Origin of the sequence: Succinimonas amylolytica DSM 2873 (genome assembly GCF_000378405.1) — a bacterium.
GTDB lineage: Bacteria > Pseudomonadota > Gammaproteobacteria > Enterobacterales > Succinivibrionaceae > Succinimonas > Succinimonas amylolytica.
The window spans coordinates 549,162-574,825 of the sequence record NZ_KB899636.1; the positions used below are offsets into that span (position 1 = coordinate 549,162).

Genomic DNA, 25,664 nt, shown 5'->3' on the forward strand with positions numbered 1-25,664 from the left:
TGATTATATATTGAGAAAAACAATGATAAACACACCAAACGTCTACAGTATTTTATCAGTTAAAGAATGAATCCACTAACAAACTGGCATTCTCATAATAATTGTATTCAGCATTGAAATTTCCTGACTCCACAGCCCCAAAAAGGCTGATAATAACCAGAATGCCGGTGATTAACGACATTATCAGGAGATGTCTTGATAGTTTTGCTTCTGATAATTTGTCAATAATAAGCAATACTGGCAGAAGACTGAAGGCGAATACTACATTTAGTTCGTCGGATGACAGCAGTACTGGCGCTATACCGGCAAAAACTGTGGTTGCCAGTAAGGCGTATGTGGAAACAACGGAGAGGTAGCCTGAATTACTCTCCGGTTCATTTCTTGTGAATACGTATCCTTTGGCTTCTATTACTGCCGCCCAGTTTCCCAAAACACTCCACAGCATGGTCATAAGTCCTACGATGTAGATCCCTGCCAGCCAGACTATTCGGAAGAACTGTGCAATAATTTCTGAAGCACTGATCCAATTAAAACTTGTTTCCAGAACCAGATGATTCTGTCCCAGAGCAGAACTGAATCTAAGCCAGTATAATACCGATTTCAATATTGGATATACGTGGGTAATTCCAAAGCCTGGATAACCTTCCTGAAAGTCATGGGTGATATACATGCCGGTATTGGTTCTGGCTGCCACAACACCAAGGTATATCAGAAATCCCGAAGCACACGATCCCAAAATCAATCCCAGAATGTTAATGTGAAGGATTTTTCTAATCATTAGGGCCATGGATATCAGGCAAAGTATGGTTCCCGAATAGTGAAAGTGAAGACACCAGCCGATGGCTAAAATATGCAGGGAACTCCAAATAAAATAGGACATGAAGCTTTCAGGGCGATTCCTTAGCTTTACAAGTGTAAGGAGGTAAAGTGCTGCTCCAATTTCCATATATGAAGTGTAGGAGAAATGAGTATTGTAGAGAAACCATGGTGATAAGAGATAGATTATTACGGTCCAGGCAAGAGTTGTCCGTGACACATAGCTATAAAGAGCCCATAATAAAAATCCCAGTGATCCAAGTCTCAGCAGAATCAGCACTAGCAATGGGGATAGTACGCTTTCATAAACCCGAAGCGGTGCAGATATGACTAAAGTCAGCAGATTATTGTCGCTGAAATTCTTTGCATCCTGAAGGTAATGAACGGCAAATCCGTTTTTCAGAATTTCAGTGGCCTCGGCATTCATATACTGGTTGTTTCCGTAGATAACCGCCAGTACCAGATAGAAAAAAGCTATGGTACCTGTGATTAAGGCTAGTTGCAGACGGGACATTTTAAGTTCTCCTGTTATTCCTTAACTGAGGAATGCTTATGTAATCCGTTTCTGAGATTTTTTCACGATACACTTCAGGCGGATCATTGTGTGCGGAGTGCCTGTTCGGCAAATACTCAGGATTCCTCTGAAACTTCAGAGATGTTTTAGCTGAGAAATGCTGATAAAGAGCAGGACGTAGCCCGGCACTGTTTCATTGTAAAACTGTTAGCGTAAAATGTATTCTTTTCTTTAATTTTATTCGGAGATTCTGAGCTTGTTAGCCGAATCTTGAGAAATATCATGATTTTCGTCGCAGCCTTCGGGTCATAACCGGTATTCTTGCAAATTTTCTGGAGGGACTATCCAAGAGTAAAAACGTGTTAGACGGTCATATGTTCAGCACTAACATGAAAATACTGTTCTTGGCAAGCTGCTGTTTCACGTACTGTGGCAGGCTATGTAACTAGAATCCATTGTTAAAGGTTTTATTCTGACTGCGATTTCTTGGTATCAGCAGACTAGCAACACCGAATTTTGAGCTTTAGGTTTCCGAAAGCGAGTGGGGAGCAGACTGTTTATAATGCCTTTTCCAAGTTACTGAGCAGGTTTCTAACTAATCCTCGCTGCCAGTGTATTCAGAACTCTTTCTGTCTGCTCCGAAAACTGGGATTATTCATCATCCGTATTCTGTGTATAATGCTTCCATAGTAGTTATTTTTTACTCTGTGATCATATCACAGTTGACCTATGGCTGAATAAGACCGGGGGACAGAATATGCCGATTAAAATTCCGGATGCTTTGCCTGCTGCATCCATCCTTACTGCTGAAAACGTGTTTGTCATGACTGAGACTAGGGCGGTACACCAGGATATTCGCCCCCTCCATGTGCTGATTCTGAACCTGATGCCAAAAAAAATTGAAACGGAAACACAGTTTATGCGGAAGCTGTCGAATTCGCCATTGCAGGTGGTTGTTGATTTGCTGCGTATTGACAATCATATTTCAAAAAATACTCCCAGAGCTCATCTTGACACGTATTATCAGAATTTTGATTCCGTTAAGGACAGATATTATGACGGCATGATTGTCACCGGCGCGCCATTGGAACACGTTCCCTTTTCGGAGGTAAGTTACTGGAATACCCTTACTGAAATTATGGAATGGTCCCGGGAACATGTTACCTGTACCAGTTTTCATTGCTGGGGGGTACAGGCTGCATTAAAGGTGTTTTACGGATTGGAACCCCAGCTGAGGAAGGTAAAATTGTCTGGTGTTTTTCGGCATAGTACCGCTAAAATTCCGGATCCTTTGATCCGGGGGTTTGATGATTATTTTCTGGCTCCTCATTCCCGGTTCATGGATTTTAAAACCAGGTTTATCGAAGAAAATACTGATCTGGAGGTGCTTGCTGATTCAGATGTTACCGGGGTGTATTTGGCTGTATCTCCGGACAGAAGACAGGTATATGTGACGGGACATCCGGAGTATGACGCCAATACCCTAGATAATGAATACCGACGTGATATCAATGCTGGGCTAGATCCGATTATTCCTGAGAATTATTATCCCAATAATGATCCCTCGGCAACGCCTCTCTGCACCTGGAGGAGTCATGGATTTTTGTTGTTTTCAAACTGGCTGAACTACTATGTTTATCAGGCAACACCGTTTGATATAAGTGCTAAGCGTGACTGACCTATTTTAATTGATGGCTGCTGTTGGTAAACAAACGTGGGGAATATACTGTGAATGCATTGCGAGATACTATTATCCGGGAACTTAATAAGCGCATCCTGATTATAGATGGTGCTATGGGGACAATGATTCAGGGGTTCGGGCTTACGGAAAATGATTATAGAGGAACCCTTTTTAAAGACAGTCCGGTTGATCTTAAGGGCTGTAATGATGTTCTCTGCCTTACACGTCCCGATATTATAAAAAGCATTCATATGTCATATCTGGATTCCGGAGCGGATATTATTGAGACTGACAGTTTTAATGCTACCCCGGTTCCGTTAGCTGATTACCGTCTTTCAGAGCTGGCGTATGAGATTAATCGCAGAGCTGCGGAAATTGCGGGAGAGGCTCGGGATTTTTTTAATAAAAAGACTCCAGAAAAACCACGTTTTGTGGCAGGCGTACTCGGGCCCACAAACCGTACATGTTCCATATCGCCGGATGTCAATGATCCTGGAGCAAGAAACATCACTTTTGATGAACTGGAATCTGGCTACGCTGAAGCTGTCAGAGGTCTTATTGATGGCGGAGCTGATCTGATTATTATAGAGACTATTTTTGACACGCTTAATGCCAAGGCGGCCGTATATGCTGCAGAAGCTGTTTTTGAGGAAAAGAAAACAGTACTGCCGATAATGATTTCCGGAACCATTACCGACGCTTCTGGAAGAACTCTTTCCGGTCAGACTCCGGAAGCTTTTTACAACAGTTTGAGACATGCCAGTCCGCTTACATTTGGATTTAACTGTGCTTTGGGTCCCGAGGAGTTGACCGGTCATGTGGAGGAGCTTAATCGTTATTCGGAAACCTATGTGGCGATTTACCCAAATGCAGGGCTGCCAAATGCCTTCGGGGGGTACGATCTGTCACCGGAAGATATGGCAGCATCTATCAGATGCTGGGCTGAACAGGGACTTGTTAATGTTGTTGGTGGCTGTTGTGGAACCACGCCTGATCATATCAGAGCTATTGCCAATGCCGTTAATGGGCTGTCTCCGCGTCCTTTGCCGGCTACACCTGTTCATTCGTGCCGGCTGTCAGGTCTTGAGCCTCTTACAATTGACGAGAACTCGCTTTTTATTAACGTCGGTGAGCGTACAAATGTTACTGGAAGTGCCAAGTTTAGACGTCTTATAAAATCCGGAGAATTTGAAGAGGCTGTGGATATTGCACGAATTCAGGTTGAGAACGGAGCACAGATTATTGATATCAATATGGACGAAGGAATGATTGATGCGGTATCGTCCATGAGAACGTTTCTTAATTTGATAGCGTCTGAACCTGCCATTGCCAGAGTACCCGTGATGATTGATTCTTCAAAATGGGAGGTTGTTCAGGCCGGATTACGATGTGTTCAGGGGAAGCCGATAGTAAATTCTATTTCCATGAAAGAAGGAGTGTCTAAATTTCTGGAACATGCCAGGGAAATTCTCCGATTTGGCGCTGCTGCTGTTGTTATGGCCTTTGATGAAAAGGGGCAGGCAGATACCTATGAGAGAAAGATAGAGATCTGTACCAGAGCTTATCGTTTATTGACTGAAGAAGTAGGATTTCCGCCGGAAGACATAATTTTTGACCCGAATATTTTTGCAGTGGCCACTGGCATTCCGGAGCATGACAATTATGCCCGAGATTTTATTGAGGCTGTTAAAACCATAAAGGAAACTCTGCCGTATGCCAAAATTTCAGGAGGTGTTTCCAATGTATCATTTTCATTCCGCGGCAATGAGCCTCTGAGACAGGCCATACATACAGTTTTTCTTTACTATGCCATAAGAAACGGTATGGACATGGGGATTGTCAATGCCGGTCAGCTGGCTGTATATGATGATATTCCCGAAGAACTCAGAACATTGGTGGAGGCGGTAATTCTTAACACATCTCCGGACGCTACGGATCATTTGCTTGCTGTGGCTGAAAAATATAAGAACGGCGGTAAATTGAATAATCCCAATGCTCAGGATGAGGATCTTTCCTGGAGAGATGATATTCCTGAAAAAAGAATAGAATTCTCGCTGGTAAAGGGAATAGACAAGTTTATCGAAGAAGATACCGAGGAACTAAGACAAAAGTTGCCCCGTCCGATTGATGTGATTGAAGGTCCTTTGATGAATGGCATGAACCTGGTAGGTGATCTGTTCGGAGCCGGTAAGATGTTTTTGCCCCAGGTTGTTAAATCTGCCCGGGTCATGAAAAAGGCTGTGGCATGTTTGGAACCATTTATTCGGTCAGAACAGAAGTCGGTGCGTTCCAACGGAAAGATTGTCATGGCTACTGTAAAAGGTGATGTTCATGATATCGGCAAGAATATTGTGTCAGTTGTTTTGCAGTGCAATAACTATGAAATTATAGATTTAGGTGTGATGGTTCCGTGTCAGGACATCATTAATGTTGCTATAAGAGAGAAAGCAGATATTATTGGGCTTTCTGGGCTTATTACTCCTTCCCTGGATGAAATGGTTCATGTGGTTAGGGAATTGGAAAAGCAGGGGCTTCATATTCCGGTGATGATTGGCGGAGCTACTACTTCAAAAGCTCATACAGCAGTGAAACTGGAGCATGAATATTCTTCTCCTGTGGTTTATGTTGCAAATGCCAGCAGGGCGGTTACTGTAGCTCAGTCCCTATTATCCGCGGATCTCAGACCGGCCTATCTTAAGAAACTTAGGGAAGAGTATGCCTTTGAAAGACATCTTCATGAGCTGAAATATGCCAGGATGGAGACGGTGTCTTTTGAAGAAGCTGAGCACAGGGCTTTTTGTCCGGATTTTTCCAGATCTAAGCCGGCGTTTCCTTTGTTTACAGGTATTAAAATTCTGGAACTGAAGTTGAGTGCTATAAGACCGTTAATATGGTGGCAGGGATTTTTTAATCTTTGGGAATATCGTAAGGATTATCGTGAGCTTTTGTCTCATCCGGAACAGAATCCTTCTGCAGTAAAGCTTTATGAAGAAGCCAATGCTCTTCTGGACGAACTGGAAAATCAGCAGGATTTTCGGATAAAGGCTGTATTCGGTATATTCCCGGCCGAGCGTTCTGGTAGAAACACGGTAACTGTTCATACGGAAGACGGAGATCGGATATTTAACTTTTTGCGTTCCCAGACAGTTGGAAAAGGAGAAAAGCTGCAGAACCCGTGCCTTGCCGATTTTATTGATACTGTTGATGATGCCATGGGTATTTTTGCCGTGAATGCAGGTGCAGAGGATCTACTGAATAAGTATCGGGCGGAGAATGATATTTATACCGGATTGCTGTTGCAATCGCTTACTGACAGATTGGCTGAGGCAGGAGCCTCTTACCTGCATTATCTGATACAGTCAAAATACTGGGGCTATTCCCAGGAATCATCAGATCCGGAAGATATTTTTCTGGAGAAGTCTCCGGGAATCCGTCCGGCTCCGGGATATCCATCTTGTCCGGATCATCATGAAAAACAGCTTATCTGGGATATTCTGCATCCTGATACTGCAATCGGGCTAAAACTTACCGAAAGCTTTATGACACTTCCGGTAAGTTCGGTAACTGCTTATGTTTTTGGAAACAGCGAAGCTGAATATATAACTGTGAGCGGAGTAGGCAGAGATCAGCTGGAAGATTACAGCAGACGTACTGGCAGAAATGTTGCGATCTTGGAAAAAAACCTTGCTTCCTGTTTGGGATATATCCCCGACAGCCTGAAGATATCTGACTGAAAAAGTAAGAACAGCCAAGGCAGGCAGAGGGCTACTACTACACCAGAGTTTGCGTCGGACGTTGGACAAATATGCTACTTATCAAGCACCTCTGTTCAGCAGCCGTCGGTAATAACGCGGATCTGCAATCCTTTCAGGTTGCCGTCAAATTTATAGTATGTCGGATCCTGAAAGCATGGTGTATTGTAGAAAATATAGCACATGTTTTTATATGTCCACTCATCCTCGGATTGGAAGGCATCCGGTATGGGCAATCCCTTCTGGGTTACTAGTATCTGCGTGGCGTCTTTGTTCCATTCTTTATATACATACAGCCATTTGGTATTTGGCTCGGGTTTGTCATCTTCCTTTAACCCGATATTGAAATCAAGAGCCCTGATAATCCCGTCAGGTGTGGCATCTGGAAAACCGCATCTCATTTTGATTTTTTCATCATCAGTACACGATTGGCCTTCTCCTTTGGGGCAGAAATAGCCATCGGGATCGATGTGTCCTTTTACAGCAGCTTTGGCATTAACAAGATCCGCAGTGTATCTCATGGTTCGAACCATAGATTTCAGAATATCGATACGAGCCGCGGTATGGCTACCGGCAACAGCTTCTGGGTGCAGAATAAAAACAGAAGACAGAACCGTGAGTGCTGCGATATTTTTCAGCGAAAAAAACTTGTTGCATAACCCCATAGCCAGGCATTCCTTTTGAAACAATAAAACAGTTCCGATTCATGTTTAATACTGAAATCCTCTTGTCAAAATTTTATTTTTTTGCAGGAATCATATCCATGTTTTAGTATCTGAATTATGACTAAGGCACCGTTTTTATCGTGATGATATTTGTTTTGCAAATACTTTCTGATTATAAAAAAAACCGCCGGTGCATTGACGGCGGTGTAATATTTTCAGGGATATGAAATTATTTTGCGGAATCGTAATCGAAATCTTTTTGAAGATCGGCATCGGTTACTATGTTGCAATCATTTTCTCCAACCGGGAATACTGCGTATTCGATGCCGGAAGCGCGGAGCTGGGGTAGCCAGGTTTCAAGAAATACTGCCAGACTTATTGGCTGCGGATGATAGCCGCTGGCGATTTCATTGTGTTCAGCATAGTTGAGAGCGTAACGTTCATGACTCCAGACAGGCAGCACGCTGATAGTTTCCTCATTTTCATCGGTTTCCAAAAAGAGGATATCGTCTTCCTCTTTTTTTAGCACAAAAATTTCCAGTCCCTTTTTGGCACTTTCCACAAAATAATGATATCGGTACTCGGCATTAAGCTTTAATGCAGCATTGTACTGAATGTCGTCCAGTTTGAAAGACATAGCGTATCCTCTGTAATTATTGAAACCTTCAAGGCGCTATTTTAAGTAGTTTTTGAGAAATTGTCCCGTGTATGATCCGTTTTTATGGCAGTTTGCTACAATTTCTTCGGGAGTTCCTTCTGCGATAATCATTCCGCCTCGGTCTCCGCCTTCTGGTCCCAGATCAACTATATGGTCGGCACTTTTAATCACATCCATGTTGTGTTCGATAACAACAATGGTATTTCCCAAATCCCGCAACCGGAAAAGTACGGAAAGCAACATTTTTACGTCATGGAAATGAAGTCCGGTGGTAGGTTCATCCAAAATATAAAGTGTTGATCCGGTTTGAGGTCTGGAAAGTTCTTTAGCTAGTTTGATTCTCTGAGCCTCTCCTCCAGAGAAGGTGGTGGCGCTCTGCCCCAGAGAGATGTACGAAAGACCTACATCACAAAGAGTTTGCAGCTTTCGTTTCAGCAATGGAAAAGCGCTGAAAAAATCTAGGGCTTCTTCAGCTGTCATGTTAAGAATCTCATTGATATTCTTTCCCTTAAATTCGATATCAAGAGTTTCGGGATTATATCTCTTACCGCGGCATTCTTCGCATTCAACATATACATCAGGGAGAAAGTTCATTTCTACTTTGATGAGTCCGGCTCCCTGACAGGCTTCGCACCGACCGCCCTTTACGTTGAACGAAAATCTTCCTGGTTGGTAGCCTCTGGCCCGGGCTTCCTTGGTATCGGCAAAAATGCTTCTGATGGGGCCGAAGAGGTCAATATATGTTGCAGGATTGGAACGTGGTGTTCTGCCAATGGGAGACTGATCAATGCTGATTACCTTGTCAAATAGATTCAGTCCGGAAATTGATTCGTAAGGAGCAGGGTGTGCGAGAACTGCTCCGTTGAGCTCTTTTTCGGCGGCCAAAAAAAGAGTGTCGTTTATCAGAGTTGATTTGCCAGACCCTGAAACACCGGTAATACAGGTGAAAAGTCCGGCTGGAATTTTCAAGGTTACGTTTTTAAGATTATTGCCAGAAGCTTTTCTAATAACCAGATAATCCTTGCCGTTTTTCCTTCTTGACGGGATAGGAATGCTCAGTTTCCCGGAGAGATACTGTCCAGTGAGAGATGATTCGTTTTTAACTATTTCCGCAATTGTTCCTTCAGCGACCACATTTCCTCCGTGAATTCCGGCCATAGGTCCCATATCGATAATGTGATCGGCTTTTTTGATAGTGTTTTCATCGTGTTCCACCACAATTACAGTGTTCCCCAGATCCCGGAGGTGGAACAGAGAGTTCAGAAGTCTTTCATTGTCTCTTTCGTGCAGGCCGATGCTGGGCTCATCCAGCACGTACATTACACCTGTAAGACCGGAGCCTATTTGGCTAGCCAGTCTTATCCGCTGGCTTTCTCCGCCGGAAAGAGTTTCGCTAGAACGATTGAGAGTGAGGTAATCAAGACCGACATTTACCAAAAAATTTAGCCGATTTGATATTTCTTTTAGAAGTCGTTGTGCAATTTTTTGGTTCTGTGATGAAAGCTCCAGTGTTTTAAAGAATTCAAGGTTTTCTCTGACAGTCTGATTTCCCAGTTCTGAAAGCGAAAATTCTCTGCCGGAGACATCTCTCAGAAAAACATGACGATATCCTTTTTTAAGGCGGGCTCCATTGCATGATGCACAGGGGAGCGCAGTGAGATATTTGGCAAAATCTTCTTTCTGTCGGTCAGGAGCTTCCTTGTATTTTCTGGTGAAATTTGGAATTATTCCTTCAAAAACGGTAGTTTTGCGGTATTCTCCTTCTCCGAAGCTGAATGCTATTTTTATTTCGTCAGTACCGGAACCGTAAAAAATTTTGTGAATGACATCCAGTGGTAAATCTTGTAACGGCACATCAAGGCTGAACCTGTATTTTTCAGAAAGAGCTCTTATAAAGGAAAAATTATAGCTTGAAGAGGGACTCCAGTATTTTATTGCTCCGTCGTTGAGAGATTTTCCTTTATCAAGAATAAAGCTCTCCGGAATAAATACTTCCTTTACACCCAAACCGTCGCATTCCGGGCAGGCCCCGTTGGGGTTGTTGAAGGAAAAATTTCGAGGTTCGAGTTCCGGCAGGGTGTAATTGCATATCGGGCAGGCATATTTGTCAGAAAAATCGAGAGCCGGAAAACAGTCATCCATGGATACAGCCCGGGCACGACCTTCGGCCATTTTGAGAGACAATTCCAGCGCATCTGCTATGCGTTGTCTGATTTCTGCTGATGATCTGACTTTAAGACGGTCGATAATTATCTCAATGGTATGTTTTTTGTGAAGTTCCAGTTCTGGAGGATCGGATAGCTCGCAGTTCTCTCCGTCGATCCGTGCTCTTATGTATCCTTGTCGCGACAGATCGCTGAGAAGCTGCCGGTATTCCCCTTTGCGGTTTCTTACTACCGGAGCCAAAATCATGATTTTTGAATCCTGTGGCAGGGACATGATGGCATCAGTCATCTGTTTCACTGTTTGGGCCTTTAGTTCACACCGATGTTCAGGACAGCGGGCAATGCCGGCTCGGGCATACAGAAGCCGGAGATAATCGTAAATTTCGGTTATGGTTCCTACGGTTGATCGGGGGTTGTGAGAGACCGCCTTCTGTTCAATGGATATTGCTGGAGACAGTCCGGTTATGCTGTCCACATCGGGCTTGTCCATCAGATCCAGAAACTGCCTGGCATAAGCGGACAGAGATTCTACGTATTTTCGCTGACCTTCTGCATAAAGAGTGTCAAAAGCCAGTGATGATTTTCCGGACCCGGACAGTCCGGTAATTACGCAAAAATTGTTTTTAGGAATTTTTACACTTATGTTTCGGAGATTGTGGGTGCGGGCTCCGGTAACAGCAATTTCCGCTGGCATAGGTACTCCTGGAAGCAATGAAGTATAAGATGGGAGGCTACTGAAAAAAACGGAGCCAGAGCTCCGTTTTTGAACTTACGCAATTAAAGCTGAGGCAACTCAGAATGGCAGATCGTCATCCTTGAAAGGACGATTGTCGCCATCATCGGACAAGGCAGGTTCTCCGGAAGGAGCTCCGGCAGAGTTACCAGCATTCTCCGGTATCTGAAAACTGCTGGGATTCGGCATTGCCTGGGATGGCTGGGGCATCACCGGTTTTTCCGGAAGTTCCTGAGACGGAGGGGGCAGGGGAACAGCCCCTGCTGGTGTGGCGTTTCGGAAATTTCCGGCTCCTGAATTGTTCATTTGGGAGCCAAAGCCACCTCTCTGGGGGTATCCAGAATTGTTTCTGTAGCCTCCCTGGTTTGACATTCCTCCCGATTGTTGCGGATAATCACCCTGCTGCTGGTATCCGCCCGGAGCCTGCTGAAAACCTCCGTTCTGCGGATAGCCGTTCATGTTCTGGTAAGCACCAGGCTGTGGGAATCCGGCATTTGGATACCCGCCGTTCCCCTGTTGCTTAGAAGAAAGAAGGTGAAGCTCGGTAACATGAATTTCCGTTGTGTATCTCTTGATTCCTTGCTGATCCTCGTAGGAACGGGTTTTGATTTTGCCCTCAACATAAATTTGGCTACCCTTTCTCATGTAGTCCCGGGCGATTTCGGCAGTACGTCCCCAGAAAACCAGCCGATGCCACTCGGTCTGCTCAGTTATATTTCCGTTCTGATCACGATAGCTTTCGTTGGTGGCAAGACCAACAGTGGCGATGCTGGTGGAACCGTTGGACAAAACTCGGAAATCCGGTTCTGCCGCGGTATTTCCCAAAAGGATAACCTTATTAACTCCGCGTACCATAAATAATCTCCTATAACGTCCTGCTGACGGCAATTACGTGCGGAAACCGTCAGCCATTGCCCGAAAGAAGCACCTGAAACAGGCAGTTCGTTCGGTATGTCTCCTGTATTATAACTATTTTTACAAAAAATAAAAGTATTCACAGAATATAATGTCCGGATGATGAATTCCGGATTGGAAACGGTGATCATTCTTATTGTTTTATGAGGAAATATCAAGATTTTCATCAAGTTTTCTGCAGGAAATCGTTTCAGCAGTCATTTTTCTTAGGCATGAAACTCCGGTTTGCGTTTATATGTGGCGGTTAGGCGTAGTAAGTATTGAAAAATGGAAAATCATAAAGGCAGATCTAAAAATGACACTTTATGATATAGCAATAATAGTTCCGACGTGCTAAAGTTCAATTGCTTGTAACGGAGAGATAGGGTTATTTTATGTCAAGGAAAAATCAGCCGAATGTGGCTGTCGCCCTGAGAGCGGACGGTGTGTGGTTTCTTTCCCTGAATCGTGACAAGAAAAAAGCGGATTTTAAGGCCTGCAATTCAACACAGGACTGGATCGTTGCGATAAAGGATCTTTTTGGAAAAAACGGAGTGCATGCGAAAGATCGGGTTTGTGCTGTACTGGATGTTTCTCTTACCAGTTCAATTCAGCTACCACAGAATGAAACTCTTACTGACGAAGAGCTTCATGGTATCGCCATGTACAAGGATCTTGAAGGAGCGGTTGCCGGTAAAATCGGAGATTATACATGGGATTTCTATCAAGCATTTACCAGCAAAACCTCGCACCCTATGCTGAATTTTGTGCTTGCCGAGAAGAGACTTATTGCTCTTATATCGGATGTGATTAACAGTATTGCGATACTGGATTCCATTTCTATAAGCACTTTGGCAATGGCCGATTTTATTTCTTTTTATCAGTATGAAACCGTTAAAAAAAAGGATGCGTCCATTCCTTTACAGTATGTGGAGCAGCTGGCTTTGCTTCTTTATATGGAAAAGGGCAAGGATCTTACGGTGTACGGTGTTTATAACGGTGAACTCTGCTATACACGTGTTATGCGTAATTATCGTGGACTTGAGGGCAATGTTCTTTTAGGAAACGAGACCGGGCTTCTTGAGCAGCTGGATATGGATCTGCTACGGCTGTGCGATGATTTCTTTACCGCAAGACTCGGGCTTCCGCCGGTAACAAAAATGATTATTCTGATGGATACAGATCAGGTGGAGACTATTTCTCAGACACTTGCTGAAAACAGACGTTATGTCGAGGTGATTCCGAGTTCCAAGCATCTTTTTAAAAATTCTAAGCCGTCATTTGCAGTGTGCGATGACAAAACTGTTTGTGAGCTATGCGACATCGGGGTGCAATATCTTCCCCTTTACGGAGTTCTTAAGGGAGGAAGTTTGAAAAGTGCGCAGGAGTAGACTTGATTTATACCGTCCGGAATTCCGTCCCAAGAAGGTAATACTGAGTATTGAGCACATGATCATTGTCTGGCTTTGTGTGGCCGGTATTATAGCTCTTCTGATTATGAACGCCAGTGAGGAGAACAGGCGTATCAAAAAACAGGAGCAGGAACTTAATGAACAGCTAAGCGATACTCAGGCGCAGTTGGCGGAGGTTCAGGCCAGAGTGGCGGTACAGCAGCTTGACAAGGTTCTTCAGAAGGAAGTTCAGGATCTGAAGGTTCTCGTTGACAGCAAGCGAAAGATGTATGAGCTTATCAGTTCCAGTGATAAGCTGAAAAGTCATGGCTATGCCGGTTTTATGTACGGTCTTGCTGAGGTTAGTTCATCTGATATCAGTGTTACTTCTTTCAGACTTTCAGGGCTTAATGCCAATATATCTGGTATTGCCAGCAGATCAGATTCAGTGCCGCAACTGGTTTCGCGTTTTGGAGTTAATGAGAATATGAAAGATGTGACCTTTGGTGCTCTCAGGATTTACACCGACAGCGAAACCGGGATACTGCACTTCAGTTTGTCCGATGCTGAAGCTGTAGGCGGAAAGGAATCCGAAGATAACGGAGAATCCGAAAAATGAGCTACAGAGATCTACAGAAAAAGGTAGCTTCCCTTTCAATGCGAGAGCGGATACTGGTGTGTCTTGTGGGAGTTGCTCTGTTTGTCTTTCCGGGATATCTCTCTTTTGTGGACAGGTATAAAACGGATACCAGAAGAACCCAGGACAGCATGGGAGCCAGGGGCGCCGAACTGGCTGAAGTTCAGGAGGAGCTTGCCAAGTGGCAGGGGATGCTTACTCAGAATCCTAATGATGTTCTTCGCAGTGAAAAAGAGGAGTATCAGAAGATTCTTGCCGAGTTGGATGAAAGTCTCGACAGGGAAACGATGAATCTGATAAGTGCTTCTCAAATGGCGGGAATTCTGACAGGGGTGCTGTCCGGGAATTCCTCGGTGAAAATTACAAAAACGGAATCGGTTCCTCCACGGCTTTTGTTTCATAAGGATGATGTGAAGCTGTACCAGCATGGAGTGATTATTACTCTGAACGGCAGATACATGGATATCATGAGATATCTTGAAGGTTTAGAAGCCATGAAAACCAGCTTTTTCTGGAAATCGTTCGATTACAGGGTAACAAAATATCCGGAAGCGGAAGCGGTTCTGGAAATATACACGCTCAGTATAAATAGGGACTTTATTCGTGGTTAAATTATCATTGGTATTAACAGTGACTGCGTATCTCTGCTTCGGAGCAGCCGAAGCAGGAGTGCTGAGAGATCCAACGACACCTTTGTACGGAACAGTGCAGACTGCGGCCAGTAATACAGGAAAGGGCAGTCTGAAGCTACAGGCCATAATGCGGGGAAATGGCAGGGCTCGTGCTGTTATAAGCGGACAGACCTGTTATTTGGGGCAAAAGTGTCAGGGGTATGTTCTGATATCCTTAACCAAAAGCAGTGCTATCATGATAGCGCCGCAGGGAGATGAAAGACTTGAGTTATCGCTTTATACCTCCGGAAGACGTGAGACTAAAAATGAAGATAAATAAATTCTCGGTTCTGGCGCTGTCCGTGGCGCTGGCTCTAACATCTGGCTGTACCTACAGGCATCCGGCTCCGACTGAAATTAAGGAGGAACTGATAAATGCTACCAGGGCTCCCGCAAAGCTTGCGGTGCCGGAAGAGGTTCTCAATGAACTTAATCCTGATCTGCCAGTTCAGAATGAATCTTTTGCCGAAGATTCCAAGAGGATAAGCGTGGCGGCAAATGAAGTTCCGGCAGCGGAATTTTTTGCAAGGCTTATGGATAATTCAGGCGCTTCCGTGGTGGTACATCCGGATGTTTCTGGCACCATTACTGTGAATCTTGACAATGTCACTGTTGATCAGGTTTTTGATGCAGTATACAGAATGTACGGATATCGTGCTGAAAAGCAGGGTAAAATTTATTTTGTCTACCCTGCCGGAGTTCATACCGAAACCATTCCGGTGGATTATATGCTCCTAACCAGGGAATCCACCACTTCCGTATCTATCAGCAATAATTCCCTCAGAGACGGAGATTCCAGTTCAGATTCCTCCTCCTCATCAGATTCTTCCTCATCCAACAGTTCTTCTGACAGTGACAGTTCCGACAGCTCCAGCGGGGTTTCTTTAAGCACCAATTCCAAGAGCGATTTCTGGACGGAACTGGAAAAGACTCTTGGTAAGATCCTTGGCAGCGGGGAGGGGCGGGTGGTCAGTGTGAATCCGCAGGCTGCCACGGTGACTGTCAGAGGCATGCCCTCTGAAATTCAAAATGTCCGTGATTACCTTAATCAGACTAAAAACGCACTCAGAAGACAGGTGGTAATTGAGGCCAAAATACTGGAAGTTCATCTTAATGAAGATTATGCTCAGGGAATTGACTGGAGTCTGATACTGGGTAATCCGAATTCTCAGTACGTGAAGGGCCTGGGAAACAGCGCTGCCAGCACCAGTCATATAGAAGGGAGCGTGTTTTCTCTTCTGGGAGGTGGCTTTCAGTTCAGCATGTCAGACAAGCGCTATTCCGTGCTCATTAATCTGCTTCAGACTCAGGGGGATGTTACCACTTTGTCCAGTCCGAGAATAACAGCACTTAATAATCAGCGCTCTGTGATGAAGATTGGCAAGGATTCCTACTATCTCACCGATATAAGTACGGATTCCAGTACCTCCAATTCAGATAATAACATTGTTTCCTCGTCTTTTGATTTTTCGCCTTTCTTCAGTGGTGTGTCATTGGATGTACTGCCTCAGATAAGTGATGACGGCCGGATTTTGATGCATGTTCATCCAGCAGTAATCAGTGTTCAGGATGATAATAAGACTATTAATCTTGGAGAAGGCAAGCATATGGAACTGCCTCTGGCTACTTCGGATGTCCGGGAGACCGATACTGTGGTTGAAGCTCAGTCCGGCGATGTAATTCTGATTGGCGGTCTGATGAGACATGAAAAGGGAACTCAGGAATCAAAGGTCCCAGTGCTTGGAGATATTCCTCTGGTGGGAGAGCTGTTTAAGAACCGCTCTATCTATGACAACAAGTCGGAACTGGTAATTCTTCTTCGTCCGGTAGTTGTAGGCGGAGATACCTGGAGACAGGAAATTAAGAGAAGTACTGATCTTCTGGAAAAATGGTATCCAGATAATGCGGAGGATAAGCCGCGGGGCTTTGTAATGCAAGGTACAGACTGATTTTATGTATGAAAAGTTTTTTGGCCTGGAACAGAAGCCCTTTGGACTGACCCCAAATACCAGTCTTTACTTCGGACTTCCTCCTCATGAAGAGGCGGTGCAGGTTCTTGAAGAGGCTCTTCGCGAAGGAGAGGGGTTTATAAAGATTACCGGTGAAGTGGGAACCGGTAAAACTATGGTTCTGCGGCTTTTTCTTTCTAGGCTGGCCGACGAGTTTGAACTGGTATATATTCCAAATCCGGTATTGAGTCCTGACGAATTCAAGATTTCCATTGCCAGAGAACTGGATATCAATACGGCGAACTGCACTACCCTTTCGCTTAATGACGATATCAACAGAAAGCTTCTTGAAATTCACGCTGCGGGACGGAGGACGGTTCTGGTTATAGATGAGGTTCAGTCTGTGGCAGAAGATACCCTGGAAGCTATCAGGCTTCTCGGAAATCTTGAAACCGAGCATGACAAGATTATTCAGATAGTTCTTTTTGGTCAACCGGAGTTGGATGAGATGCTTGACAAGCAGAATCTCAGACAGCTTCGGCAGAGAATCGCCTTTTCATATCATTTGCGTCCTCTGACTGAAGATGAAACGGAGGCTTATCTTAATTATCGCATGCAGAAGTCGGGATATTCCGGAAAGCCGGTGTTCGGCCATCGTTCGTCCAGAGACATATTCAGGTTCAGCGGGGGGATTCCCCGGCTTATAAACATTATTGCCAATAAAAGTCTGATGCTGGCATACGGTTATGGGGTGCATGACATTTCGAGTGCCATGGTGCGGGAAGCGGCTCTTGATACTGTAGATGTAAGGAATAATAAGTCTGTTATGCTGCTGTACATATCGTTAGGAGCTTTCTTACTGCTGGCTGTAATTGGCGGGGTGATACTTTCCAGTGGAGGGTTTGAATGAGTGTTATAAATAAAGCCCTTTCCGAGTTGGATAAAAGGGAAAGGGGGGCACAGTACGGGAAGTATGTACCGCCGAAAGAGAAATCTTCTTTTTTCCCGGCTTTGGCAGGTGCTGGAATTATGGCAGTGGTGGCTTTGACAGGAGTTGCCGGCTATTTTTATTACACCTTCGGAAAGCAGCAAGTTCCTGCTACTGGCAGCACTGAGGCGGGGCAGACCGCTATTGGTCTTTCAGACGGTACTTCGGTAAGTGTTTCTCCGGGAAGTAATATCTCCAAAGGAGGAGCCGACCAGACTGCGCAGTCTTCTGAGACTGTAAACGAAGACAGGGGAGCTCCGGCACAAAGCAGCGACAGTGTGGAACTGATGCTTTTGGCTGAAGGCGCAGTTAATCAGGAAACCGGCGGAGTTGTTCCGGTTTCTGCTCCTGGAGCTCAGCCCGCTAGAGAAGTCAGTGGAAAGCCGTTGGATTCTTCATTGGCAAAAGATGTGCGTTATCCCGGAAATGCCTCTGAAAAACGAATTTCTGCTCATTCCGGTGCAGTCCGGACTTCAAAAGTAATTCCGGATGTTTCTGACGGTGTACAGATTGCCGATATTGCTTCTCCGGAAATTATAATCGATGACAATGCTCCGGAGAATTTTGTGATTGTTGAGGAACCGCGGGTACAGGCAAGAAATTCTCCTTCTATGAGGGTGAAGCAGAAAAAACTAACACCAAAGGAAGAGGCGGATCTTCTCAGAAAGGAGGCAGAAAACTCTCTTCTTCGAGGGGACAATACCGGAGCAATCAAGTCCTACGAGGTGCTTCTTAAAAAGAATCCCGGAGATAGCAGGACCCGAGAAAAGCTGGCCAGCCTTTATTATGGAAAAGGGAGATCTCTTGATGCCATTAAGACTCTGGATCGGGGTATTATTCTGGATCCTGCCCATTATGACTACCGTCTTTATCTGGCACGTATTTATTCAGCTCAGGGGCAGGATTCTCAGGCTATTAAGGTACTGAGACAGGGAAATCCTCCGGCTCGCGGTAACATGGATTATTATGCGACTTTAGCCGGGCTGGCTCGGAAGAATAACGATTATCCTGAAGCGATAAGAGCTTATCAGAAGCTGGCCAGTGCCGAAAAACAGGATGGTAAATGGTACCTGGGACTGGCTATTTCGCTGGAGGAAACCGGAAAGGTCCGAGAAGCTCTTGATGCATACCGTAAGGCATCGGCTCTTTATCTTAGTGCCCAGTCCCGTAGCTTTGCGGAGCAGAGAATTGGTGTGCTGGGAGGAAAAAAATGACAGAAAGCAAACCTCAGCAGAAACGACTTAGAATCGGAGATGTGCTGGTACAGTCCGGAGTTATCACCGATGAGGATGTGACCAAGGCTCTGGCCTACTCCCGTGCCCACAGCATGAAACTGGGACAGGCCGTGGTGGCAATGAAACTGGCTTCCGAGAGCGATATCTGCAAGGCTTTGGGGCAACAGCTGCATATGACAGTGTTTGACGACCTGTCCAAGATTAATATCGATGCCAGTACAGTACAGCTCTTGCCGGAAGCCATGGCCAGAACTCTCCATGCTTTGGCCATTTCCCGCAACACCAATCCAATTTCAGGAAGTGATGTTATTACGGTGGCGCTTTCGGATCCCCTGGACTACCCGGCACGTGACAAAATATCTGATCGTCTTAATCAGTACGATGTTGATTTTGTCATTTCTCCGGAGGCTGAGGTCATCCGCTGTATTTCCATGTTTTACAGGAATACGGATGCCATAGCCAAGTTTGCGGATCAGCTGCAGACACAGGTTACTAAGAACCCTTTTGAAATAAATACCATTGAAACCCTCGGAGAGGAGGGCGGTTCAGATGCTGCGGTGGTTAATCTTTTGCGTTCGGTGTTTGAGGACGCCATTAATTCCGGAGCTTCGGATATTCATATAGAGCCTGATGCGAATGTTCTGCGTATTCGACAAAGAATTGACGGAAGCCTTCGGGAACAGGTTCTCAATAATGTAGAAATTGCCCCGGCGATATCCCTTCGTCTTAAGCTTATGTCAGGCCTGGACATTTCTGAAAAGCGTCTGCCTCAGGATGGGCGTTTTCCGGTGGTTATTTCTGGCAAGAATATTGACGTGCGTTTGTCCACATTGCCGACACAGTATGGCGAATCAATGGTAATGCGACTTCTGAATCAGTCAAACGGCCTTTTGTCATTGGATAAAACCGGAATGCCGGTAGACATTCTAAATCGTTTTCGCATTCAGTTGCATCGTCCTCATGGAATGGTTCTGGTTACGGGCCCTACAGGATCCGGTAAAACCACCACTCTTTACGGCTCTCTCAATGAACTTAACGATCCCTCGGTGAAAATTATTACTGCTGAGGATCCTGTGGAATATCGTCTTCCCAGGATCACTCAGGTTCAGGTAAATGAAAAAATTCATTTGGATTTCAATACAGTGCTTCGTTCTTGTCTTAGACAGGATCCGGATGTAATTCTGGTCGGGGAAATGAGAGATCAGGAAACCTGCGAGATTGGCCTTCGCGGGGCAATGACTGGTCATCTGGTGCTGTCAACACTGCATACTAACGATGCTATTTCCAGTACGTTACGCCTTATGGATATGGGGGCTCCGGGATATCTTGTGGCCGGATCCCTGAGAGCTGTTTTGGCGCAGAGACTGGTGCGTAGAATTTGTCCCAAATGCAGTGCGGAGTGTCCGCCAGATCCGGTACAGATGAACTTTATTCAGGATGCTTTGGGAATTCCGGTGGAGCAGCAGAAACAAGAGCATTTCCGGATGGGAAATCAGGGGCGGGGCTGTCAGTACTGCAATTTTACAGGATATAAAGGACGTGTAGGTGTTTTTGAACTTCTGGTGCTTGATCAGAATATGATGGATGCTCTGAGACGCAATGATAATGAAGGTTTTGCCATTGCTGCCAGAGAATCGGAGAATTATAAGCCTCTGGCAATGATGGCCTATGAATTTGCACAGCAGGGACTTACTTCCATTGAAGAGGTTATGAAGCTTGCGGAGATCAATAAATAATGCCGTTGTACAGTTATAAGGCCAAGGATGCTGGTGGTGGCTACAAGCTCGGCAAGGTGGAGGCTCAGACAGAGGCGGATGCCATAGACGAGGTATCACGCATGGGGCTGATGCCTATTTCCATCGAGGAGTCCCGGGGGTTTGTCGGTGCTAGCTTCAGCCTTGATTTAAAGGAACTTCTTCGCGGGAGAGTCGGACTGTCGGAGCTGGTGATGCTGTGCCGTCAGATGTATTCTCTGTCAAAGGCCGGAGTTCCTATAATCAGGGCGATCGGAGGATTGGCAGATTCGACTGATCATTACGGCCTTAAAAAGTCTTTGACAGCTCTGAACCGGGATCTGATAGGAGGCCGTTCTCTGACTCAGGCGATGAGCGATCAGCCAAAAATCTACAATTCTCTTTTTGTTTCCATGATTAATGTAGGTGAAAACACCGGACGTCTTGAGGACGTTTTCTACCAACTGGCGGAATATTTCAGTCTGGAGCAGGAAACACGAAAGCGCATTTCCAGTGCCATGCGTTATCCCTTTATGGTTATTATCTTTATAGGAGTGGCCATCACCATCCTGAATATTTGGGTGATTCCGGTTTTTAGCACCATGTTTGCAAAATTCGGTGTAGAACTGCCGCTGACTACTAGGATTCTTATAGGCACTTCGGCTTTTTTTGTCAGTTACTGGCCTTATATGCTTGGAATTGTAGTGGCGCTTCCGTTTGTGATCCGTCGGGCGCTACGGGTGAAAAGCGTGCGTTATCAGTGGGATCGTCTGAAGCTCCGAATTCCGGTTATCGGTTCTATTCTGCGCCGGGCTCTTCTGGGCCGTTTTTGCCGTAGCTTTTCACTGATGCTGCGAGCAGGTGTGCAGCTTAATATGGCTCTCACGCTGGTGGCCAGTGCTATTGATAACAGATTCCTGGAAGAGCGGGTAAATGTCATGCGACGGGAAATCGAGCACGGAAACTCACTTGCTACAGTTGCTGTGCAGAGCAACATGTTTACTCCCCTGGTGCTTCAGATGTTTGCGGTAGGGGATGAAACCGGCCGCGTAGACGAGCTTCTTCTGGAGGCGGCAACCCATTACGAAAGGGAGGTTGATTATGATCTGAAGGCTCTGACTTCCAAGATTGAACCCCTTCTGCTGGTTTTTGTGGCCTTGCTAGTGGGGGTTTTGGCATTGGGTATCTTTACACCTATGTGGGATATGTATGGAGCCATGCAGGGTAAATAGTTATGAACAGGGAGGATAACAGTAACGAAAAACTGTTGAAAATCTGGCAGTTTCTCTGGGTCTGTTCGGTTATTGTTCTGGTTGTCTGTATTTTTGTGAGCAATTTTATCCTCCCGCAGTCGGATCGGACATTGGAAACCTCCATGGATACTGTGGCTCATAATTTCGGAGAACGTCTGGCGCTTCTTCACAGCCTGTGGCTCCAGGACGGAAAAAGAAAGAACATGAAGGTTCCTTCATGGGTAAATCTCTATGCTGGGGCCGATGAAAGCCGATTGGGCTTTAATCCCGACAGAGTGGTGTATGTCATGAGTCCGCAAGGCTGGCCGATGGATGTCAGGGGTATTTCCCGAGATGGGCAGGAACCCTGCAAGCTGATTTGGCTTGGCCTGTTGGGACGTGATGAGTCTCTTTTTATCGCTAAGGTTATGGTGAGGTCAAACCCTGACAAAAATGAGTGTGTGTTCACTACAAACGTATCCGGATTCGTTTATAATTATTCTGACGGTTCTGTAAATAAATTCTTAGCCGAATAAGCTTGGTAGGGTATTGTTATGATTGGAAATCGAACCAGAGGTTTTACTTTAATTGAACTGATTATTGTAATTGTTATTCTCGGTATTCTGGCTGCTACGGCTCTGCCGCGTTTTCTTGATGTGACTGAAGAGGCCAAAAAAGCTAGCGTCGAGGGGATTGCCGGCAATTTTGCCACCGGTATCCTTTTGGTTCGCGCCCAGTGGGAAGCCAAAGGTCGGCAGAAGGTAAACAATATCAACAGCACCCTTTATGACGGAACCAGATTCTATCTGACCACTCCTACAAACACTAAAATCAATGACGGTACCATGAGTCCGGGATATCCGATTATGGCGACCACCGCAGGAGCAACCAAGCCTTCCACTATTACTGATGAAAGTGCCAGTGGCTTTGCTGTTCCCAATAATCTGGCAAACTGCATTAATATCTGGGAGAAGATGCTTCAGAATCCGCCCCGTATTACCGGAGATATCAATGCTCTTAACAGTGATGACATTGACTATAAGTATTTTGTAACCTACAGTACCGGTGCAGTGGACGGATCTACGGTATCTGGGTACGGGATCTGTCGTTATTATCTGGTGCTTTCCCTGGAGAAGGGGGACACTGGTTCCTACAAGGCTCCGGACGCTGATAACCATGATCGCTACATGAGCTTCAGCTATATTCCCTCTCTTGGGCTGGTGCAGCCTCATATAAACAGCAGTGCCAATTAGAGGAATCTATGAGGCGGAGTTCCGGTTTTACTCTGGTTGAACTGGTGACAGTGCTGGTTCTTATCGGAATCCTGGCAGTGGCAGCCACCGCGAAGCTGACAGCTGCCAACGGTCAGGAGTACGTTTCATGCCGGGAAGCCGCAACCCGTCTGGCTACAGTTCAGTCCATCAATATGAATCAGGGCAGCAGTCCTGATGTGAGGTTTTTTATCAACAGAGATGGTGTCTTTGGATACTGCATCGGGCTGGACTGCTCCAACACCCCGGCTACGTGGCATGGTATCGGAGGGGGGGATCGGGTCGTGGCAGATACCGATGGCTATATTGGTTTTGACTATCTCGGAAAAGTTCATCAGGGCAATACAACCCTGGGGCTGAAGGAGGCTGGATACTATCAGTTTTCTTTCAGACCGTCTCAGGGGGCGGGCAGCTGTGCGGTTCGTGTATATCCGGAGGGAGGGATCGCATGGAAGTAGCAGCCAAGGGCTTTACTCTCGTTGAACTGGTTATCGGCATTGTGGTTATGGGAATTGCTGTGGCCGGTATTACCAGTATTCTCTTTTCATTTGCCGTGTCATCGGCCAATCCTGTATTTGAGGTGAAATCCTCGCTTCTTGCGGAAAGGGTTTTTCGGGAAATTCTAGCGCAGGAGTACGATCAGAATTCTGACCATCATGGAGGCGTATGCCGTTGTGGAGAGACTGTTGTTTCCGGAGGGGAACGGCTTTGTGATATTGGATCCTGTACCGCCGAGAGTGGCTACGGTCCTGATACCCCTGAGGAAAGAGCAGCGCAGTATTCATCTGTTTTTAATGATATTGATGATTATGATACTTCTAGGTTATGTGCCGTTAAAACAGGTAGCGTTGCTTGTCAGATGTATGCTAGTCCTGACTTCTGCAACGGGCTTGATTCCTGCAGTGGGGTACCGGCAGATTTTTTCCTGGGAAAAAACTACAGTGAGTGGAAGGCATCAGTTCAGAAGGATTTGCCCGATGCCGGATATGCCGGATATTACGTAACAGTTCGGGTTTCTCAGGTCGCTGTAGGAGGTTTTGCCTTTAAAGAGATTCGGGCCAGTGTCTTGGATCCCCGGGGCGGGGTATATCGCCTGTCGGCATTGCGGGGGAATTACTGATGCGCGGTAAATCGGGCTTCACTCTTATAGAAATTGTAATTGTCATGGTGATAATGGGTATTACCGTGGTCAGTGTGGCGGGATTTGTATCCCAGGGGGCACTGCTGATGGCAGAGTCCTCTGCACGGGTTGCGCTGGCACAGTTTACCAGAAATGTCACAGAAAGAATTTCGCGGGAAGTCCAGGGAAGCATTCCTTATCAGGTTTCCATATCCAAAGACGAACATGATAACGGAGTTTTAAGCTTCAGGGTTCCTCTTTATGTTTTAAGGGTGTATCGAGTTTCGGAGGATTCGGCTTCCGCTCTGAAATATGCCTATGTTTTTCCCTCGAAAGGGACCGGTTTTACATGCGAGAGTATCGCTTCTTCCCACCAGGACCGGGTGAGTATTCTCGGGATACTGAAAAGTGACGGTTCTCTTTCTGAGAAAAAGATTTCCGGGGGAGACTGTGCCGCATCAGGAAATTTTATCAGGTTCGATATTTCCGGTCTGGATGTGGATTCCGGGCTGAATAGGCTTTACCTGATGAATGACTGGAGTCAGGTGTCTTATTCTATTGGTTCTGAAGGATATCTTTTGTATCATCGGGGTGCCTCTGTTGCCACTATCAATGCAGATGGAAGGAACAAGGTTAAGAAGCTTCTTTTTGAGGTTCCAGGCAGTTCCGGACAGCAGAATGCTTCGCATCTTAACAGTGTTTTTATGGCTCTTTTCAGTGAAACTGACAGCGAAACAATGAGCGTGGAGCAGCTTCTGGAGGCGGAAAATGTACTATAAGTCCTGTTCTTTTTCCCGCGGTTCTATGCTGATAACTGCAGTTTTTGTCCTAGTGGTGTTTTCCGGGATCGCCGCTGTTCTCGGACAGATTTTGATTCAGGATCGTCAGGTTCAGCTTAATGCCGTTCTGGGAAGTCAGGCGAAGCTTATGGCTGAGAGCGGTTTGGAATACGGTATGTCCTCCCTGTTTTCGCTAGGACGGGAAAAATCGTATTCTGAAAACACCGAGGGCTACAGTAGAGTATGGCAGGCCATCAGGAACGATATTAAAACCTCCGGACACGCTTCATACGATTTTATTGAAAAGGAGAGCGGAGTTTTCGGAAACTGCAATGCAGCTGCCGCAGGTTCCAATACATATTTCTGCAAGGATCTTTATTCTCAGTGCTGGCTTTCCAGACTTACTGTGGAGGCCGTGGATCTGGCTTATCTCAGTCCTGGAGACAGCACGGTTTCTCTTGATTCTCGTATAGAGTACACCGTAACGTCCGAAGCTTCCTGTCAGATTCCCATTCTTGATGATGACAACGGCCGGTCCGATGACGTGTATACCATTATCAGAAAGGCTGAGATTACGGCTACCGATTTGCGCTACTCCGGTAGCCGGATAAACTGAATCTTTTCCAGTAACAGTCTTCTTGCCTCCGCCTGTTGCCGGGGGCGCTTTAAGTTCGTTCGAAGCCATGCCAATACATTGCTTTTTCGGCGGGGGCAAATAATTAAAATCACCGGTTATATATGCTATAATCCGCACCTGTTATTATGAAGAAGGTTCCTTAT

The 25,664-nt window shown here is 45.7% G+C and carries 22 protein-coding genes; 17 read left to right on the forward strand and 5 right to left on the reverse strand.

The annotated features are described in order from the left end of the window. Window positions 1-55: 55 nt before the first annotated feature. Window positions 56-1,330, reverse strand: a complete 1,275-nt coding sequence (locus F557_RS0102435) for a hypothetical protein (protein WP_019000664.1) — start codon at window positions 1,328-1,330, stop codon at window positions 56-58. Between the two features lie 757 nt (window positions 1,331-2,087). On the opposite strand from F557_RS0102435, the gene F557_RS0102440 reads away from it, so the two are divergent. After that, a complete protein-coding gene (locus F557_RS0102440; protein ID WP_019000665.1) occupies window positions 2,088-3,008 on the forward strand; it encodes a homoserine O-succinyltransferase in 921 nt (306 codons plus the stop codon). Between the two features lie 59 nt (window positions 3,009-3,067). Next, window positions 3,068-6,745 carry a methionine synthase gene (gene metH / locus F557_RS0102445; RefSeq protein ID WP_425425331.1) on the forward strand — a complete coding sequence of 1,226 codons (3,678 nt, stop codon included), beginning with the start codon at window positions 3,068-3,070 and terminating at the stop codon, window positions 6,743-6,745. Between the two features lie 95 nt (window positions 6,746-6,840). Here the strand turns inward: metH and F557_RS0102450 are convergent, their stop codons facing one another. From F557_RS0102450 to F557_RS18505, 4 genes are all read right to left on the reverse strand, one after another. Next, the gene (locus tag F557_RS0102450) at window positions 6,841-7,428 is read right to left on the reverse strand and encodes a hypothetical protein (RefSeq protein ID WP_019000667.1); all 588 of its coding nucleotides are present in this window, start codon (window positions 7,426-7,428) and stop codon (window positions 6,841-6,843) included. 229 nt (window positions 7,429-7,657) lie between these two features. Further along, on the reverse strand, window positions 7,658-8,065 hold the full coding sequence (locus tag F557_RS18500; RefSeq protein ID WP_019000668.1) for a DUF2750 domain-containing protein: 408 nt from the start codon (window positions 8,063-8,065) through the stop codon (window positions 7,658-7,660). A gap of 36 nt (window positions 8,066-8,101) precedes the next feature. Then, a complete protein-coding gene (gene uvrA / locus F557_RS0102460) occupies window positions 8,102-10,945 on the reverse strand; it encodes an excinuclease ABC subunit UvrA (RefSeq protein WP_019000669.1) in 2,844 nt (947 codons plus the stop codon). 99 nt (window positions 10,946-11,044) lie between these two features. Further along, window positions 11,045-11,839, reverse strand: coding sequence for a single-stranded DNA-binding protein (locus F557_RS18505; protein WP_019000670.1), 795 nt, complete (start codon window positions 11,837-11,839; stop codon window positions 11,045-11,047). Between the two features lie 434 nt (window positions 11,840-12,273). On the opposite strand from F557_RS18505, the gene F557_RS0102470 reads away from it, so the two are divergent. Genes F557_RS0102470 through F557_RS0102540 form a run of 15 tightly spaced genes read left to right on the forward strand, consistent with a single transcriptional unit; the run spans window position 12,274 to window position 25,500 of the window. Next, the gene (locus F557_RS0102470; RefSeq protein WP_019000671.1) at window positions 12,274-13,269 is read left to right on the forward strand and encodes a hypothetical protein; all 996 of its coding nucleotides are present in this window, start codon (window positions 12,274-12,276) and stop codon (window positions 13,267-13,269) included. Further along, a complete protein-coding gene (locus tag F557_RS0102475) occupies window positions 13,256-13,888 on the forward strand; it encodes a hypothetical protein (RefSeq protein WP_019000672.1) in 633 nt (210 codons plus the stop codon). Before F557_RS0102470 ends, F557_RS0102475 begins: the two co-directional genes overlap by 14 nt. After that, window positions 13,885-14,517, forward strand: coding sequence for a hypothetical protein (locus tag F557_RS0102480; RefSeq protein WP_019000673.1), 633 nt, complete (start codon window positions 13,885-13,887; stop codon window positions 14,515-14,517). The genes F557_RS0102475 and F557_RS0102480 overlap by 4 nt, the downstream gene beginning before the upstream one ends. Window positions 14,518-14,536: 19 nt before the next feature. Then, window positions 14,537-14,857 carry an MSHA biogenesis protein MshK gene (locus F557_RS22560; protein WP_169335152.1) on the forward strand — a complete coding sequence of 107 codons (321 nt, stop codon included), beginning with the start codon at window positions 14,537-14,539 and terminating at the stop codon, window positions 14,855-14,857. Beyond that, window positions 14,844-16,526 (forward strand): pilus (MSHA type) biogenesis protein MshL, encoded by a 1,683-nt coding sequence (gene mshL, locus F557_RS18510; protein WP_019000675.1) that lies wholly within the window; start codon window positions 14,844-14,846, stop codon window positions 16,524-16,526. Before F557_RS22560 ends, mshL begins: the two co-directional genes overlap by 14 nt. Window positions 16,527-16,530: 4 nt before the next feature. Further along, on the forward strand, window positions 16,531-17,436 hold the full coding sequence (locus tag F557_RS0102495; protein ID WP_019000676.1) for an ExeA family protein: 906 nt from the start codon (window positions 16,531-16,533) through the stop codon (window positions 17,434-17,436). After that, window positions 17,433-18,728 carry a tetratricopeptide repeat protein gene (locus F557_RS0102500; RefSeq protein ID WP_019000677.1) on the forward strand — a complete coding sequence of 432 codons (1,296 nt, stop codon included), beginning with the start codon at window positions 17,433-17,435 and terminating at the stop codon, window positions 18,726-18,728. Before F557_RS0102495 ends, F557_RS0102500 begins: the two co-directional genes overlap by 4 nt. Beyond that, the gene (locus tag F557_RS0102505) at window positions 18,725-20,485 is read left to right on the forward strand and encodes a GspE/PulE family protein (protein ID WP_019000678.1); all 1,761 of its coding nucleotides are present in this window, start codon (window positions 18,725-18,727) and stop codon (window positions 20,483-20,485) included. The genes F557_RS0102500 and F557_RS0102505 overlap by 4 nt, the downstream gene beginning before the upstream one ends. Continuing rightward, a complete protein-coding gene (locus tag F557_RS0102510) occupies window positions 20,485-21,714 on the forward strand; it encodes a type II secretion system F family protein (RefSeq protein WP_019000679.1) in 1,230 nt (409 codons plus the stop codon). The genes F557_RS0102505 and F557_RS0102510 overlap by 1 nt, the downstream gene beginning before the upstream one ends. Before the next feature lie 2 nt (window positions 21,715-21,716). Beyond that, window positions 21,717-22,250: a hypothetical protein gene (locus F557_RS0102515; protein ID WP_019000680.1), complete on the forward strand. Its 534-nt coding sequence runs from the start codon at window positions 21,717-21,719 to the stop codon at window positions 22,248-22,250. An 18-nt stretch (window positions 22,251-22,268) separates the two neighbouring features. Next, the gene (locus F557_RS0102520; RefSeq protein ID WP_019000681.1) at window positions 22,269-22,967 is read left to right on the forward strand and encodes a prepilin-type N-terminal cleavage/methylation domain-containing protein; all 699 of its coding nucleotides are present in this window, start codon (window positions 22,269-22,271) and stop codon (window positions 22,965-22,967) included. 8 nt (window positions 22,968-22,975) lie between these two features. Next, window positions 22,976-23,443: a prepilin-type N-terminal cleavage/methylation domain-containing protein gene (locus tag F557_RS20900; protein ID WP_019000682.1), complete on the forward strand. Its 468-nt coding sequence runs from the start codon at window positions 22,976-22,978 to the stop codon at window positions 23,441-23,443. Further along, window positions 23,434-24,105 (forward strand): type IV pilus modification PilV family protein, encoded by a 672-nt coding sequence (locus tag F557_RS20905; protein ID WP_019000683.1) that lies wholly within the window; start codon window positions 23,434-23,436, stop codon window positions 24,103-24,105. Before F557_RS20900 ends, F557_RS20905 begins: the two co-directional genes overlap by 10 nt. Next, window positions 24,105-24,884, forward strand: coding sequence for a type II secretion system protein (locus F557_RS0102535; protein WP_019000684.1), 780 nt, complete (start codon window positions 24,105-24,107; stop codon window positions 24,882-24,884). Before F557_RS20905 ends, F557_RS0102535 begins: the two co-directional genes overlap by 1 nt. After that, complete coding sequence (locus tag F557_RS0102540; RefSeq protein WP_019000685.1) at window positions 24,874-25,500, forward strand: pilus assembly PilX N-terminal domain-containing protein; 627 nt, start codon at window positions 24,874-24,876, stop codon at window positions 25,498-25,500. Before F557_RS0102535 ends, F557_RS0102540 begins: the two co-directional genes overlap by 11 nt. Window positions 25,501-25,664 lie beyond the last annotated feature (164 nt).

What these genes read in the sequence shown, in the direction of transcription:
- F557_RS0102540 (WP_019000685.1), top strand. Translation starts at nt 24,874, where the DNA reads ATGTACTATAAGTCCTGTTCTTTTTCCCGCGGTTCTATGCTGATAACT.
- F557_RS0102520 (WP_019000681.1), top strand. Translation starts at nt 22,269, where the DNA reads ATGATTGGAAATCGAACCAGAGGTTTTACTTTAATTGAACTGATTATT.
- F557_RS0102435 (WP_019000664.1), bottom strand. Translation starts at nt 1,330, where the DNA reads ATGTCCCGTCTGCAACTAGCCTTAATCACAGGTACCATAGCTTTTTTC.
- F557_RS0102450 (WP_019000667.1), bottom strand. Translation starts at nt 7,428, where the DNA reads ATGGGGTTATGCAACAAGTTTTTTTCGCTGAAAAATATCGCAGCACTC.
- F557_RS18505 (WP_019000670.1), bottom strand. Translation starts at nt 11,839, where the DNA reads ATGGTACGCGGAGTTAATAAGGTTATCCTTTTGGGAAATACCGCGGCA.
- F557_RS0102495 (WP_019000676.1), top strand. Translation starts at nt 16,531, where the DNA reads ATGTATGAAAAGTTTTTTGGCCTGGAACAGAAGCCCTTTGGACTGACC.
- F557_RS20900 (WP_019000682.1), top strand. Translation starts at nt 22,976, where the DNA reads ATGAGGCGGAGTTCCGGTTTTACTCTGGTTGAACTGGTGACAGTGCTG.
- F557_RS0102440 (WP_019000665.1), top strand. Translation starts at nt 2,088, where the DNA reads ATGCCGATTAAAATTCCGGATGCTTTGCCTGCTGCATCCATCCTTACT.
- F557_RS0102515 (WP_019000680.1), top strand. Translation starts at nt 21,717, where the DNA reads ATGAACAGGGAGGATAACAGTAACGAAAAACTGTTGAAAATCTGGCAG.
- F557_RS0102500 (WP_019000677.1), top strand. Translation starts at nt 17,433, where the DNA reads ATGAGTGTTATAAATAAAGCCCTTTCCGAGTTGGATAAAAGGGAAAGG.
- F557_RS20905 (WP_019000683.1), top strand. Translation starts at nt 23,434, where the DNA reads ATGGAAGTAGCAGCCAAGGGCTTTACTCTCGTTGAACTGGTTATCGGC.
- F557_RS0102480 (WP_019000673.1), top strand. Translation starts at nt 13,885, where the DNA reads ATGAGCTACAGAGATCTACAGAAAAAGGTAGCTTCCCTTTCAATGCGA.
- F557_RS18500 (WP_019000668.1), bottom strand. Translation starts at nt 8,065, where the DNA reads ATGTCTTTCAAACTGGACGACATTCAGTACAATGCTGCATTAAAGCTT.
- F557_RS0102535 (WP_019000684.1), top strand. Translation starts at nt 24,105, where the DNA reads ATGCGCGGTAAATCGGGCTTCACTCTTATAGAAATTGTAATTGTCATG.
- mshL (WP_019000675.1), top strand. Translation starts at nt 14,844, where the DNA reads ATGAAGATAAATAAATTCTCGGTTCTGGCGCTGTCCGTGGCGCTGGCT.
- uvrA (WP_019000669.1), bottom strand. Translation starts at nt 10,945, where the DNA reads ATGCCAGCGGAAATTGCTGTTACCGGAGCCCGCACCCACAATCTCCGA.
- F557_RS0102510 (WP_019000679.1), top strand. Translation starts at nt 20,485, where the DNA reads ATGCCGTTGTACAGTTATAAGGCCAAGGATGCTGGTGGTGGCTACAAG.
- F557_RS0102505 (WP_019000678.1), top strand. Translation starts at nt 18,725, where the DNA reads ATGACAGAAAGCAAACCTCAGCAGAAACGACTTAGAATCGGAGATGTG.
- F557_RS0102470 (WP_019000671.1), top strand. Translation starts at nt 12,274, where the DNA reads ATGTCAAGGAAAAATCAGCCGAATGTGGCTGTCGCCCTGAGAGCGGAC.